The sequence below is a fragment of the Citricoccus sp. SGAir0253 genome (genome assembly GCF_005877055.1).
Classification (GTDB): domain Bacteria; phylum Actinomycetota; class Actinomycetes; order Actinomycetales; family Micrococcaceae; genus Citricoccus.
Genome location: NZ_CP039424.1, coordinates 1,987,949 through 2,001,736, shown reverse-complemented (window position 1 = coordinate 2,001,736; position 13,788 = coordinate 1,987,949). Strand labels below are relative to the sequence as shown.

The 13,788-nt window shown below is 74.9% G+C and carries 12 protein-coding genes; 11 read left to right on the top strand and 1 reads right to left on the bottom strand.

The features are described from left to right. Positions 1–157 precede the first annotated feature (157 nt). Together E7744_RS08870 and E7744_RS08865 are read left to right on the top strand one after the other, a co-directional pair. On the top strand, positions 158–679 hold the full coding sequence (locus E7744_RS08870; RefSeq protein ID WP_137773803.1) for a GyrI-like domain-containing protein: 522 nt from the start codon (positions 158–160) through the stop codon (positions 677–679). Next, the gene (locus E7744_RS08865; RefSeq protein ID WP_137773802.1) at positions 676–1,680 is read left to right on the top strand and encodes an urea transporter; all 1,005 of its coding nucleotides are present in this window, start codon (positions 676–678) and stop codon (positions 1,678–1,680) included. The genes E7744_RS08870 and E7744_RS08865 overlap by 4 nt, the downstream gene beginning before the upstream one ends. Here E7744_RS08865 and E7744_RS08860 read toward each other — a convergent pair. Beyond that, positions 1,677–2,387 carry a vitamin K epoxide reductase family protein gene (locus E7744_RS08860; protein WP_371415335.1) on the bottom strand — a complete coding sequence of 237 codons (711 nt, stop codon included), beginning with the start codon at positions 2,385–2,387 and terminating at the stop codon, positions 1,677–1,679. The genes E7744_RS08865 and E7744_RS08860 overlap by 4 nt on opposite strands. Positions 2,388–2,866: 479 nt before the next feature. Here E7744_RS08860 and E7744_RS08855 point away from each other — a divergent pair, with 479 nt between their 5' ends. From E7744_RS08855 to E7744_RS08815, 9 genes are all read left to right on the top strand, one after another. Continuing rightward, positions 2,867–6,451 carry an Rne/Rng family ribonuclease gene (locus E7744_RS08855; protein ID WP_137773801.1) on the top strand — a complete coding sequence of 1,195 codons (3,585 nt, stop codon included), beginning with the start codon at positions 2,867–2,869 and terminating at the stop codon, positions 6,449–6,451. A 265-nt stretch (positions 6,452–6,716) separates the two neighbouring features. Then, positions 6,717–7,025: a 50S ribosomal protein L21 gene (gene rplU, locus E7744_RS08850; RefSeq protein ID WP_137773800.1), complete on the top strand. Its 309-nt coding sequence runs from the start codon at positions 6,717–6,719 to the stop codon at positions 7,023–7,025. 95 nt (positions 7,026–7,120) lie between these two features. Beyond that, on the top strand, positions 7,121–7,381 hold the full coding sequence (gene rpmA, locus E7744_RS08845) for a 50S ribosomal protein L27 (RefSeq protein ID WP_137773799.1): 261 nt from the start codon (positions 7,121–7,123) through the stop codon (positions 7,379–7,381). A 228-nt stretch (positions 7,382–7,609) separates the two neighbouring features. Continuing rightward, positions 7,610–9,208, top strand: coding sequence for a GTPase ObgE (gene obgE, locus E7744_RS08840; protein ID WP_137773798.1), 1,599 nt, complete (start codon positions 7,610–7,612; stop codon positions 9,206–9,208). Further along, positions 9,201–10,361, top strand: a complete 1,161-nt coding sequence (proB, locus tag E7744_RS08835; protein WP_137773797.1) for a glutamate 5-kinase — start codon at positions 9,201–9,203, stop codon at positions 10,359–10,361. The genes obgE and proB overlap by 8 nt, the downstream gene beginning before the upstream one ends. A gap of 10 nt (positions 10,362–10,371) precedes the next feature. Then, on the top strand, positions 10,372–11,682 hold the full coding sequence (locus tag E7744_RS08830; RefSeq protein WP_137773796.1) for a glutamate-5-semialdehyde dehydrogenase: 1,311 nt from the start codon (positions 10,372–10,374) through the stop codon (positions 11,680–11,682). A gap of 82 nt (positions 11,683–11,764) precedes the next feature. Further along, complete coding sequence (locus tag E7744_RS08825; RefSeq protein WP_137773795.1) at positions 11,765–12,007, top strand: hypothetical protein; 243 nt, start codon at positions 11,765–11,767, stop codon at positions 12,005–12,007. 128 nt (positions 12,008–12,135) lie between these two features. Beyond that, entirely contained in the window at positions 12,136–12,762 is a 627-nt protein-coding gene (nadD, locus tag E7744_RS08820) for a nicotinate-nucleotide adenylyltransferase (protein ID WP_246858641.1), read from the top strand. Then, the gene (locus E7744_RS08815; protein WP_137773793.1) at positions 12,759–13,730 is read left to right on the top strand and encodes a hypothetical protein; all 972 of its coding nucleotides are present in this window, start codon (positions 12,759–12,761) and stop codon (positions 13,728–13,730) included. Before nadD ends, E7744_RS08815 begins: the two co-directional genes overlap by 4 nt. Positions 13,731–13,788 lie beyond the last annotated feature (58 nt).

Sequence of the window (13,788 nt, the reverse complement as noted above, 5' to 3'; positions counted from 1 at the left end):
ATGGCCCCGGTGCCCTCCCGCTCCCTAGGATCGGGGCGGGAGGCCGGGGTCGACGTCGTCCCGGGGGCGTCCCGGCCCCCGGCCGGCCCGGCCTCCCGACGTCCCGGGCACCCCAGCAGCCCCGGCACCCGAGCCCGCCCGAGCACAGGAGCCCCCCGTGAGCATCGAACCCGACGCGCCCTACTTCCTCGCCGGCCCCTACCCCGAGCCCACCGTCCTGGAGGTGCCGGAGGTCGCCACGGTCGTCAACGTGGCCGCGGACTACCCGCTGGAGCGGATGCGCGAGGTCTTCGACGCCACGTTCGGCGCCCTGCTGCCCGTCCTGGCCGTGCACGGCCTGCAGCCAGTGGGGCCCGCCTTCTCCCTGCATCGCAGGATGCCCACGGAGACGGTGGACTTCGAGGTCGGCCTGCCCGTGGACCGGCCGCTCGAGGGCCCGGTCGGCACGGACTCCGGCATGGTGCTGCGCCCGTCCCGGCTGCCCGGCGGACGCGTTGCGATCGTCACCCACCGCGGCTCCTACGACGGGCTCGGCGAGGCATGGGCGCGGTTCATGGACGCGGTGGCCTCCGCGGGCCACCGCCCCGTCCTGCCCTTCTGGGAGGTCTACGTGACCGAGCCGAGCCCGGAGGCGGACCCCGCCGCGATGCGCACGGACCTCGTGACGCTCCTGGCGTGACGGGGGCCACGCTCCTCCCGTGGCGCCCGGGCACGGCCCGCGCCCTGCGTTCCGTCCTGCACGGCGTCTCCCAGGTCTTCTTCCTGCGCGACGCCCCGCTGGGCGCGCTCCTGCTCCTGGTGCTGGCGGTCGAGGACCCGTGGCTGGCGGCGCTCGTCGTGCTGGGCGCAGCGGTCCAGACGGGCGCGGGTCGGCTGCTCGGCCCCACCGAGCGGGCCCGTGACGGGCTGATGGGCTACAACGGCGCGCTCGTGGGTGCCGCGATGGCGCTGGGCCCGCGGGACTGGACGGCCTCCGTGCCGCTGACGGTCCTCGGGGCGGTGGCGTGTGTCCCGGTCCACGAGCTGGTCCGCCGGGTGTTCGCGCTCCGTGCGCTCCGGGCCGCCCGGCTGCCCGTGTCCACGGCACCGTTCTGCCTCGTCGCGGGGGCGCTCACGGTGATCTTCCTTCCCCCGGCCGGTCCGGCGCCGCCCCCCGCCGACGACGGCGCACTGCCGGGGCTCCTACTGGGGACGGTCCGCAACGTCTCCCAGGTGATGTTCGCGGACGGGGCCCTGACCGGTGCCCTGGTCCTGCTGCTCCTGGCGGTCCGGTCGCGGCCGACCGGCCTGTTCGGGCTGCTGGGCAGCGCGCTGGCGGTGCTGGGGGCGCTGGCGGTCGGCGAGGGCATCGTCCGGATCTCCTCCGGACTGCTCGGCTACTCGGCGGTCCTGGCGGCGATCGGGATCGGGGCCGTGGCCTGGACGGGCCGGCCGTGGTGGCAGCGGCTGGCGGGCGCGGTGGCGGGCGTGGCGCTGACCATGGTGCTGCAGCCGGTGCTCTCCCTGACGCCCGTGCCCGTCTTCACGTGGCCCTTCCTGCTGGCCATGTGGGCGGTGCTGCTGGCCGGGGCCGCCCTGGAGCGGTCGCGGCGCCGGAGCGCGGGCGAGCCCGCCGGGCGGGCCGCCCCGGACGGTGCCGGGACGAGGTCCGGCCCACGCCCGGGCCGGCTCCGGGCCTAGAAGAAGGCGTTGGAGAAGCGCAGCATGATCGAGCCGAGCACGCTCACGTAGAGGATGACGATGACCGGCCACGCCCACTCGGCGGCGAAGCGACGCACGCCGGGGGAGGCCGGGATCACGCCGTGCTGGAGGTTGCGCGAGGTCAGCAGCACGAACATCGGGATCATCATCGCCCAGACGACCATGCAGTACAGGCACAGGATGTTGATGACGTAGACGGCCTGGCTCCACAGCCAGACGCAGAACACGAAGCCCAGGAACACGCCGATGTTCATCCCGATCCAGTACCAGCGCTGGAAGCGCGCGCGGGCGAACAGGGCCATGGCGATCGTGATGACGATCGAGAACGCCACGAGCCCGATGAACTGGTTGGGGAAGCCGAACAGCTGGGACTGCCAGGTCTTCATCACCTGGCCGCAGGACACCCACGGGTTGATGTCACAGCTGGTGACGTGGTCCGGGTCGTTCCACAGCATCACCCGCTCGGCCACGAGGACGACGGCGCCGAACATCCCGCCGAGCCCCGTGACGAGCAGCATCCACGCTGTCCCCAGCGGCCGGGCGTACCACGGCAGGTCCCGCGGGGCGGCATCGTCGTCCGCTGCCGGGGGCCCGCCGGGGCCGCCGGACCTCAGGTCGAGCTCGAGGTCGAGGTCGTGGTCCTGTCCGGGACCGGTGCCGGGGGTCTGTGCTGCGCGGGAGTTCACGGCACCATGGTAGGTCCCCGTCCCTCGTCCCCGGCGAGCCCGGGCGCCCCGACCGGGGCCCGGCCCGCCGGGCTGATCCCGGTGGACCGGGCCGCCATGTGAGAGAATGATCGGTGACCCACCGGTGGCCACACCATCGGCAGGGTCCATCGGACGGCCACCGGGCCGGCGGCACAGGACTGGGGCAGTGTAGGAAGACTGTCCGGCCGGAGGGACGCGGACCACGCGTCCCCGGCCTCGCGAACACCGCCTCCGGCACGCGCCATGTCGCGTGGCACCGGGCAGGCGTCCGATGGTTCCGCCCTCGGCGCCCGCAACCAGCGGAGGCCGCGGCCCGGTTCACCTGAGACTTTCTGGAGTCCGTCGACGGCGGCACCCCGAGGACCGCAGCGGCGGATCGGGGGAAACGCCACCGGGAACGGACCTGGCCGCCCTGGGGGCACGAGTGTGGCGTGCCGGCAGGGCAGGAGGTGCTGTCCATGGCAGCCAACGAACGAGACACCGCTGGACCCGCAGGATCCGTCGAGGAGACGGCCGTCCCGGCCGGCGCCGCGCAGGACGCCACGGCCCTCGAGACCCCCACGGCGGACGCCGCCGAGCAGGGCACCGTCCCCGGCGAGGACGCCGGAGACACCGTCGAGGGGCCCGCGGACGCGGACCCGACGGAGGCCGCGGGGGAGGGCGCGGACTCCGCCGCCGCCCTCGAGACCCCGACGGCGGACGCCGCCGAGCAGCACGCGGCGCCCGCGGACGACACCGCCGCCGGGGCGGGGCCGGAGTCGTCGGTGCCCGCGACGGTCCCCGCCGACGCCGCCCCCGCCGACGCTGCCGAGGCCACCGTCACGGACGTGCCGGCGACCGCCGAGCCCGACGCCGCGCCTGCCGAGCCGGCCGCCCCCGCGGAGGACGCCGCGGCGTCGGACGCCTCTGGGGAGCCGGCGCGGGCCGACGAGGACGACGACGCCGTCGCCGACCCCTTCGCGGTGCCCGCGGACCCGCTGGCCCTGATCTTCCAGGCCCCCGACCTCTCGGCCATCCCGCCGGCACTGTCCCGGCGCCGTGAGCGCGACGACCAGGACGCCGAGGCCGGGGAGGCCGAGCACCAGGACGGCGAGGCCCGAGGCGAGGACGACGACCAGGACGAGGCGGGCCGCACCGCCTCGCGCGGCTCCCGCCGCCGTCGCCGCAGCCGCAGCCGCGCCGACCGGGGCGCCGAGGCGACCGGCGAGGCCGGCACCGAGGAAGGCGAGGCCGCCGAGGGCGGCCAGGACGAGGCGGACCGCGAGGACCGCGCCGCCGGGTCCGAGGGCATGGGCACGCGCCGGCGTCGCAAGCGCCGCCGCGGGGACGTGGACATGGAGCTGGAGGGCGGGGCGGACGACGACCCGGAGAACACCGTGACCCGGGTGCGCGCCCCGCGCCAGTCCGGCAGCACGGGACCGCAGGGCGTCACAAGCCTGAAGGGCTCCACGCGGCTGGAGGCCAAGCGCCAGCGCCGCCGCGACTCCCGCTCCGGGGGCCGCCAGCGCCGCCACGTCATCACCGAGGCCGAGTTCCTCGCCCGCCGCGAGTCGGTGGACCGGAAGATGCTGGTGCGCCAGCGCGAGCAGCGCATCCAGATCGCGGTCATGGAGGACGGCGTGCTCGCCGAGCACTTCGTCTCCAACACCACCCAGGACTCGATGATCGGCAACGTCTACCTGGGCAAGGTCCAGAACGTCCTGCCGTCCATGGAGGCCGCCTTCGTGGACATCGGCCGGGGCCGCAACGCCGTGCTCTACGCCGGCGAGGTCAACTGGGACGCCGCGAACCTCGAGGGCAAGGCCCGCAAGATCGAGAACGCGCTGAAGTCCGGGGACTCCGTGCTGGTGCAGGTCACCAAGGACCCGGTGGGCCACAAGGGCGCCCGGCTGACCAGCCAGGTGTCCCTGCCGGGCCGGTACCTCGTGTACGTGCCGGGCGGGTCCATGACCGGGATCTCCCGCAAGCTGCCGGACGTCGAGCGCTCCCGGCTGAAGAAGATCCTCAAGGACCACCTGCCGGAGAACGCTGGCGTGATCGTACGCACCGCCGCCGAGGGCACCTCGGAGCAGGAGCTGATGCACGACATCAACCGCCTGCGCGCCCAGTGGGAGGGGATCGAGGCCAAGGCCGCCTCCACCAAGGTGCTCGCCCCCGAGCTGCTGTACTCGGAGCCGGACCTGACCATCAAGGTCGTCCGGGACGTCTTCAACGAGGACTTCTCCGGCATGGTCGTCCAGGGCCCCCAGGTGTGGGACAACATCGAGGCGTACGTGACGTACGTGGCCCCGCACCTGCTGGACCGCCTCCAGCAGTGGAAGCCCGAGGACCACGACGGCGAGGACCTGTTCGCCTCGAACCGGATCGACGAGCAGCTGCACAAGGCCCTGGAGCGCAAGGTGTTCCTGCCCTCCGGCGGCTCGCTGGTCATCGACCGCACCGAGGCGATGACCGTGGTGGACGTCAACACCGGCAAGTTCACGGGTTCGGGCGGCAACCTCGAGGAGACGGTCACCAAGAACAACCTGGAGGCCGCCGAGGAGATCGTCCGCCAACTGCGGCTGCGGGACATCGGCGGCATCATCGTCATCGACTTCATCGACATGGTGCTCGAGTCGAACCGGGACCTCGTGCTGCGCCGGCTCGTGGAGTGCCTCGGCCGGGACCGCACCAAGCACCAGGTCGCCGAGGTCACCTCCCTGGGCCTGGTCCAGATGACGCGCAAGCGCATGGGCACCGGGCTCGTGGAGATCTTCTCCGAGACGTGCGAGCACTGCAACGGCCGCGGCATCATCATCCACGACGTGCCGGTCGAGCACCGCCGCGCCCACACCGCGCACGGCGAGCCGCGCACCGGTGGCGGAACCGGCGGCGGAACCGGTGGCGGGTCCGGCGCCGAGGCCACCGACGGCGGCAACCGCAAGTCCTCGCGCAGCGAGCGCCGCCGCCGCAGCCGGGAGCGCCAGGCCGAGCGCGAGCGGGAGGCCCAGCAGGAGCCCGCCGCGGAGCGCACGCCGAGCCCCGAGGAGGAGGCCGAGCGCAAGGCCCGCGCCGAGGCGGCCCGGGCGGCCTTCGCGAGCATCGCCGCCGCCGCCCAGCACGCCCACGAGGGCCACGAGGGCCAGGCGGTGCCCGAACCGGCACCGTCCACCCCGGCCGCGGCCCAGGTCGCCGACGCGGCCGCGGACACGGCCGGTGCCCAGGCCGCCGGCGAGTCCGCCGGTCCCGACGGCGGCGCCCCCCGGGGTGCCGCCCGTCCGGCCGGCACGGACGCCGGGGTGCAGGCTGGCGAGCAGCCCGGCGACCAGGGCGGCGCCGGGGACGAGGAGAGCGAGCGGACGGGCCGGCCGCGGCGCAAGCGGTCCCGGCGCGCCGGCAGCGACCAGGGGCGTCCGGAGGCGCGCGAGGGGGGGTCCTCCGATTCCGCCGGGTCGGCGTCCGAGGCCGGGAGCGGGGCCGGCCGGGACGAGGCCACGGCGGAGCCCGCGGGCCGCGGGACCGGGTCCACGCTGACGATCGGCGGCGAGGCCGTGGAGGTCCCGCGGGGCCGCCGCTCGCCGCGCCGGGCCGGTGGGGGCCGGGACCTGTCCTCCCTCGAGAGCGCGCTGGACCAGCGTGCCCCCCGGGAGCCGGGCGAGGAGCGGCCCGAGACGTCGGCACCGTCCGCGCCGGAGGCCCGGGAGGCGGCGCCGGTCCCGGCCGCCCCCTCCGTGCCGGCCGCCGAGCCGGCCGAGCGGTCCGCCCCGGCCGCACCGGCCGGTGCGGGCCCGTCGTCCGCGCAGTCCGCTCCGGCCGCCCCGAAGGCCCCGGCGCGCCGCCGGCGCCGGGCCGCGTCCTCGGACGGCACCTCGGGGCGGATCCAGACCGTGGACGCCACCGCGGAGGCCTCCGCGGCCGCCGCGGGGGGTCACCGGTTCAGCGCCTCGGCGGCGCCGGCCCCGGCGGCCGGGGAGGCGGAGGCCGCCGGCGGCGGGGCACCCGCCGCCGCGCCGATGATCATCGGCGTGGGCGTCAAGGCCGAGGACATCACCCGCACCCAGTGAGGTGGTGGATGCCGCGACCGGCGCGCCGTCGGTCGCGGCATTTGGCCTAGCAGGGGCCCGGCGGGTAGGATGGACACTCGGTGCTGCGCCGCCGTCGTTTTCTGTCTGCCCCTCGAGCTGGGCATGGGAAAGCCCGCCGGTCCGCCTCGAGGCATCGCCCCCGCTGTCCGGGACCGTCCGCTTTCGGCGGCCGGACACCGCTGGTCAGGGCAGGCCCGAGGGCAGCAGAACAGAATCGTCAATTGTCGAGAGAAGTGAGTCCCAAGTGGTGTACGCGATTGTCCGCGCTGGCGGCCGCCAGGAAAAGGTTTCCGTCGGAGACCTCGTTACCCTTGACCGCGTCGCCGCTGAGGCCGGAAGCTCCGTGGAGCTGCCCGCCGTCATGCTGGTGGACGGGGACAAGGTGACCACCGGTGCCGATGACCTGGCCAAGGTCACGGTGACCGCCGAGGTGGTCGACCATTCCCGTGGCAAGAAGATCGTCATCCAGAAGTACAAGAACAAGACCGGGTACAAGAAGCGCCAGGGCCACCGGTCCGAGCTGACCACCGTCAAGGTCACCTCGATCGCCTGATCCCGGCGTCACCGGAGTCCTCCGGGCACGCACCCCCTAGACCCCGCGGTTCCTGGCGAGACGCCACCGGCCGCACCACACCGAAGGATTGAACAATGGCACACAAGAAGGCCGGTAGTTCCTCGAAGAACGGCCGCGACTCCAACCCGCAGTTCCTCGGCGTCAAGCGCTACGGCGGCCAGTCCGTCAACGCCGGCGAGATCCTGGTCCGCCAGCGCGGCACCAAGTTCCACCCGGGCGCCAACGTCGGCATCGGCAAGGACGACACCCTGTTCGCCCTGTCCGCCGGCGCCGTCGAGTTCGGCAACCGCCGCGGCCGCAAGGTCGTCAACATCGTTCCTGCCGCCGCCGAGTGACCACTCGCGGGACGGCACCGGGGGAGTGAACCCCCGGACCTGAACAGCCCCGGCGGGGGCGGGCCAGCACGGTCCGCCTCCGCCGGAGTCGTTAACGCGCACGCCCGGCAGCAGGCGTGCGCCACACTGGAGACAGACCATCAGCAACACGCCGGCCCGGCGGACCGGGCGCGGCGTCCCTCCCCGGCGGCCGGGAACCGGCCCGGGGATCACGGCAGAGAGGCGGCCATGGCGGCATTCGTGGACCGGGTGGTCCTGCACGTATCCGGCGGGCACGGGGGCCACGGCGTGGCCTCCGTGAAGCGGGAGAAGTTCAAGCCCCTGGGCGGTCCCGACGGCGGCAACGGCGGCAACGGCGGGGACGTCACCCTGCTGGTGGACTCCCAGACCACCACGCTGCTGTCCTACCACCACGCCCCCCACCGGCACGCCGGCAACGGGGCGCCCGGCAAGGGAGACTTCCGGCACGGCGCGCACGGGGAGTCCCTCGTGCTCTCGGTCCCGGACGGCACCGTGGTCAAGGACACCGAGGGCAACATCCTCGCCGACCTCGTGGGCCACGGGGCCTCCGTGGTGGTGGCCCACGGCGGCCAGGGCGGGCTCGGCAACGCGGCACTGGCCTCGCAGAAGCGCAAGGCCCCCGGCTTCGCCCTGCTCGGCGTGCCCGGCGAGGAGCTGGACATCGTGCTCGAGCTGAAGTCCGTGGCGGACATCGCCCTGGTCGGCTTCCCCTCCGCGGGCAAGTCCTCGCTCATCGCCGCCCTGTCCGCGGCCCGGCCCAAGATCGCCGACTACCCGTTCACCACGCTCGTGCCCAACCTCGGCGTGGTGCAGGCCGGGGACGTGCGCTTCACCGTGGCGGACGTCCCCGGGCTGATCCCCGGCGCGTCCGAGGGCAAGGGCCTGGGCCTGGAGTTCCTGCGCCACGTGGAGCGCTGCGCCGCGCTCGTGCACGTGCTGGACTGCGCCTCCCTCGAGTCGGACCGGGACCCGCTGTCCGACTTCGAGGCGATCGAGGCGGAGCTCGCGGCCTACGCCGTGGAGCCCACCTTCGCCCAGGGCGGGGACGGCGTGGTCCCGCTCAACGAGCGACCGCGCATCGTCGCGCTCAACAAGACCGACCTGCCGGACGGGCGGGAGATGGCCGAGATGGTCCGCGCCTCCCTCGAGGCCCGCGGCCTGCGCGTGTTCGAGGTCTCGGCCGTGTCCCACCAGGGCCTGGACCCGCTGAAGTTCGCCATGGCCGCGCTGGTCCAGGAGGCCCGCGACCGGGCCCCGGTGCCCACCGAGCAGGCCGAGCCCGTCGTGCTGCGCCCGCGCTCCGTGCGGGCGCGGGAGTTCGAGATCACGCGCGAGGAGCGCAACCTCGAGCCGCTGTTCCGCGTGCGCGGGGCCAAGCCCGAGCGCTGGATCGCGCAGACGGACTTCACCAACGACGAGGCGGTGGGCTACCTCGCCGACCGGCTGAACCGCCTCGGGGTGGAGGACGAGCTGTTCAAGCAGGGCGCCAAGCCCGGCGACGCCGTGGTGATCGGCTCGGACGCCAACGGCGTGGTCTTCGACTGGGAGCCCACCATGGCCGCCGGCGCCGAGCTGCTGGCCGGGCCGCGCGGCTCGGACCTGCGCATGGAGGAGCGCTCCCGCCCCACGCGCGAGCAGAAGCGCCAGGAGCTGGAGGACCGCAAGGCCGCCCGGGCCCGGACGCAGGCCGAGCTCGAGGCCGAGCGCCGGGCCGGGATCTGGACCGAGCGCTACCGGGACGCGGACGGCGGGACCGGGGTGGACGCGGAGCGCCCGGGGGAGGCCGGGGGGCCCGTGGATGGCTGAGCCCGTCGTCAACCCCGTCACGGGACGGGACACGCTGCACCGTGCCCGGCGACTGGTCATCAAGATCGGCTCCTCGTCGCTGACCACGCCCACCGGGCTCAACCACGAGGCCATCAACTCCCTCGTGGACACCATCGCCGCCGCGCGCGCCCGGGGCACCGAGGTCGCGCTCGTGTCCTCGGGCACGATCGCCGCGGGCATCCACCCCCTCGGGCTCGGCAAGCGCCCGCGGGACCTGGCCACCCAGCAGGCGGCGGCCGCCGTCGGGCAGGGCAAGCTGCTGGCGCACTACGCCGCCTCCTTCGCCCGGCACCAGACCGAGGTGGCGCAGGTGCTGCTCACCGCGGAGGACCTGATCCGCCGCACCCAGTACAAGAACGCCTTCCGGGCCCTGAACCGGCTGCTCGCGCTGGCGGTGGTGCCGATCATCAACGAGAACGACACCGTGACCACCGCGGAGATCCGCTTCGGGGACAACGACCGGCTCTCGGCCCTCGTGGCGAACCTGCTGCGCGCGGACGCGCTGCTGCTGCTCACGGACGTGGACGGACTGCACACCGGGCCGCCCTCCCGCCCGGGCTCGCGGCGGATCCCGTCCGTCACCTCCCGGGCCGAGCTCGAGGACGTGACGATCGGGCGCACGGGCCCGGCCGGCGTCGGGACCGGGGGCATGGTCACCAAGGTGGAGGCCGCCGGGATCGCCACCGGCGCGGGCATCCACGCCCTCGTCACCTCCGCGGCCAACGCCCACCGGGCGCTGGCCGGCGAGGACGTGGGCACCTGGTTCCAGGCCTCCGGCAAGCGCCGGACCGCCCGCAGCATCTGGCTCGGGCTGCTCGCCGAGGTGCACGGCCGGGTGGTGCTCGACGACGGCGCCGTCACCGCCGTGGTGAAGAACAAGCGCTCCCTGCTGCCCGCCGGGGTCACCGCGGTCGAGGGCCGCTTCGACGCCGGGGACGCGATCGAGCTGGCCGACGCCCACGGCACCGTGGTGGCCCGCGGCTTCGTGAACTACTCCTCGACCGAGCTGCCCGAGATGCTCGGGCGCACCACCGCGGACCTGCGCGAGGAACTCGGCCCGGAGTACCAGCGGCCCGTGGTGCACACGGACGACTGTGTCCGTCTCTCCGCGCGGGCCCAGCGCCGCCGGTAGACTTCCGGTCATGTCCACGAGTGCCGTAGAGAACAGTCCCGCAGCCGCCGGCGTGTCCGAGGAGGTGCGCCAGGCCGTCCGCGGCGTCACCGAGCGCGCCCGCCGGGCCCGCCACGAGCTCGCCACCGCCGGCAGCGGCCGGAAGGACGAGACCCTGCGGCTCATGGCCGAGAAACTGCGGCTCAACGCCCGGCACCTCATCGCCGAGAACGCCAAGGACCTGGCCGCGGGCCGCGAGGGCGGCACGAGCGAGGCCATGCTGGACCGGCTCGCCCTGGACGAGGCCCGCGTCGAGGCGCTGGCCGTCGCCCTGGAGGAGCTGGCCGGCCTGCCGGACCCGGTGGGCAACGTGGTGCGCGGACGCAACCTGCCCAACGGGCTGCGCATGACCCAGGTCCGCGTCCCGCTGGGCACGGTCGGCGCCATCTACGAGGCCCGCCCCAATGTCACCGTGGACATCGCGGGCCTGGCGCTGAAGTCCGGCAACGCCGTCGTCCTGCGCGGCGGCTCCGCCGCGCGGAACTCCAACGCGGCGCTCATCGCCATCCTCCGCGAGGTCGCGGTGGACCAGGGCTTCGAGGCGGACGTCATCCAGGGCATCGACGAGTACGGCCGGGACGGGGCCACCGCCCTGATGTCCGAGCGCGGCGGGGTGGACGTGCTGATCCCGCGCGGCGGGCACGACCTGATCCAGTCCGTGGTGCGCAACGCCCGGGTGCCCGTCATCGAGACCGGCGAGGGCAACGTCCACCTGTTCCTGGACGCCACCGCGCCCGTGCAGATGGCCGTGGACATCGCGCTGAACGCCAAGACCCAGCGCGTCTCCGTGTGCAACGCCGCCGAGACGCTGCTGATCCACGCCGAGGCCGAGCAGGCCGGCCGCGAGGTGCTCCGGGCGCTGTCCCGCACCGGCGTGGTCCTGCACGTGGACGAGGGCGCCCGCGCCTGGCTGCCGGAGGGCGTCGAGGCCGCCGCCGCCGGGGACGAGGACTGGGGCCGGGAGTACCTGGCCCTGGAGATGGCGGTGAGGACCGTGGGCTCGCTGGACGAGGCGATCGAGCACATCCAGCGCTGGTCCACCGGCCACACCGAGGCCATCGTCACCAACGACCTGGCCAACGCCGACCGCTTCGTCCAGGAGGTCGACTCCGCGGCCGTGATCGTCAACGCCTCCACCCGCTTCACCGACGGGGGCCAGCTCGGCCTGGGCGCGGAGGTGGGCATCTCCACGCAGAAGATGCACGCCCGCGGCCCCATGGGACTCGAGGAGCTGACCACCACCAAGTGGGTGTTGCGCGGTGACGGCCAGGTCCGGATGTGAGCGCCTGACGTACTAGGATGGGGCCCAGACACCGCCGCCAGACGAGGCCGGCCGACCGGCCCATTCGAGGGAGACCCAGCAGATGAACACCATCACCACCGCCGTGACCGTCCTGGCCGCCGAGGGGGGCCACCACGTGGTCAACGAGCTCATCTTCCCGGCGTGGGTCTTCGGCGTCGGCGCGTTCGTCCTCTTCCTGCTGCTGCTGGCCGCCACCATGTCCCTGCGCTCGGTGAGCCTGCGCCACGACGTCCCGGCCCACGACGACTACCACGCCGGCCGCGGCTACGACGAGCGCCAGCACAGCCACTGGGGCGGGCACTGAGCCCGGCGCGGCCCACGTCCGCGCCCGCCGCGGCCGACTCCACGCCGGCCACCCGTGACGGTGCCGAGTCCGCCCCGGCGGCGGCCGGCGCGGTGACCGGGGAGCGGCGGCGGTTCCGCCTGGGCATCATGGGCGGCACCTTCGACCCCATCCACCACGGCCACCTGGTCGCCGCCTCCGAGGTGGCGGCCGAGCTGGACCTGGACGAGGTGGTGTTCGTGCCCACCGGCCAGCCGTGGCAGAAGAACCACGCGCAGGTCTCCCCGGCCGAGCACCGCTACCTCATGACGGTGATCGCCACCGCCTCGAACCCGCAGTTCACGGTCTCCCGCGTGGACATCGACCGCCCCGGGCCCACCTTCACCGCGGACACCCTGCGCGACCTGCGGATCCTGCGCCCCGAGGCGGAGCTGTTCTTCATCACCGGCGCCGATGCCCTCGCGCAGATCATGACCTGGAAGGACGTGGACACGCTGTGGGACATGGCCCAGTTCGTGGGCGTGACCCGGCCCGGCCATGACCTCGTGGCCGTCGGGCCGGAGACCGGCGTGATGCTCATGGAGATCCCCGCCATGGCGATCTCCTCGACCGACTGCCGCGAGCGGGTCCAGGCGCACCAGCCCGTCTGGTACCTCGTGCCGGACGGCGTGGTGCAGTACATCGCCAAGCACCACCTGTACCTGCCGGACGCCCACGAGCCCTCCGGCGGCCTGGGCGGCAACGCCACCCGGGACACCGCCGAGGCGGCCTCGTGAGCGGGTCCGGGCCGGCGGAGCAGCCGCTCCCGAGCCGCCGCGCGCTGCGCCAGCACCGGCGCGTGGACAGCGCGGCGGGCACTCCCGCGGGGGAGTCGGGGGCCGCGATCCTGGACCTGCCGGCCGCCTCGGTGAGCCCGGCCGACGTCGGCCTGCTCACCGGCCAGCTGCCCCGGGCGTACCGCTGGCCGTTCGCGCCGGGGGAGGTCCCGGCGTCCGGTGCCCCGGCGCGGGCGGTGCCCGCCGAGGACGCCCCGGGGGACACCGCGGCGTTCACCGTGGACCGCGACGGCGTCCCGGTCGGACCCGACGGTCGCCCGCTGACCCGCCGGCAGCTGCGGGCCCTGCGCGAGCGCTGGGACGGCGGGGGTGCCGAGGACGTCGTCCACGGGGCCGACGGCGCGTCCTCCTCCGGCGCACCGGCCCGGCGGGCGGACGCCCCCGCGGGGGCGCCCCTCGGGGCCCTCGCCGAGGGCACCGATCCCGAGGCGACGGGCCAGGCGGGCGGAGCGGCGAACGCCGCGGCGACGCCCGCCGACGATGTCGACCGCGCCCTGGCCGCCGCGTTCGCCCGGGAGGCGGACTCGCTCACCGAACGCGTCGAGGCCACGGGCGGTGAGGACCCCACCGCCGTGGACCCGGAGTTGCTCCGCGAGCAGCTGCGGCTCGCGGACACCGCCCGTCGGCTCAACGAGACCGGCGCGATGGCCATCGTGCCGCCCGCCACGGACCCCGTCATGGTGGTCCCGGTCCGGACGGGCCCGGCGCAGGACGCGCCGGTGCCCGCCGGGGCCGCCGCGACCGTGCCGGAGCCCTTGCGGCACGAGCCGCTGGGCGCCCGCTCCGCCCACGGCCTCGACTCGCTCAGCGCGCGGGAGTGGACCGCGCGGGAGCGCACGCCCATGATCGTGGCGGGCGTGGCCTTCGCCGTCCTGCTCATCGCCCTGGCCCTGGCGTTGGTCTCCTGACCGTCGCCGCCGGCCGCGAGGTCCCGGCGGTCCCGCCCGGGGCCGACCACCCTCCACA

Coding starts and splice junctions, on each gene's coding strand:
- E7744_RS08855 (WP_137773801.1), top strand. CDS start 2,867: ATGGCAGCCAACGAACGAGACACCGCTGGACCCGCAGGATCCGTCGAG.
- rpmA (WP_137773799.1), top strand. CDS start 7,121: ATGGCACACAAGAAGGCCGGTAGTTCCTCGAAGAACGGCCGCGACTCC.
- obgE (WP_137773798.1), top strand. CDS start 7,610: ATGGCGGCATTCGTGGACCGGGTGGTCCTGCACGTATCCGGCGGGCAC.
- proB (WP_137773797.1), top strand. CDS start 9,201: ATGGCTGAGCCCGTCGTCAACCCCGTCACGGGACGGGACACGCTGCAC.
- E7744_RS08830 (WP_137773796.1), top strand. CDS start 10,372: ATGTCCACGAGTGCCGTAGAGAACAGTCCCGCAGCCGCCGGCGTGTCC.
- E7744_RS08825 (WP_137773795.1), top strand. CDS start 11,765: ATGAACACCATCACCACCGCCGTGACCGTCCTGGCCGCCGAGGGGGGC.
- nadD (WP_246858641.1), top strand. CDS start 12,136: ATGGGCGGCACCTTCGACCCCATCCACCACGGCCACCTGGTCGCCGCC.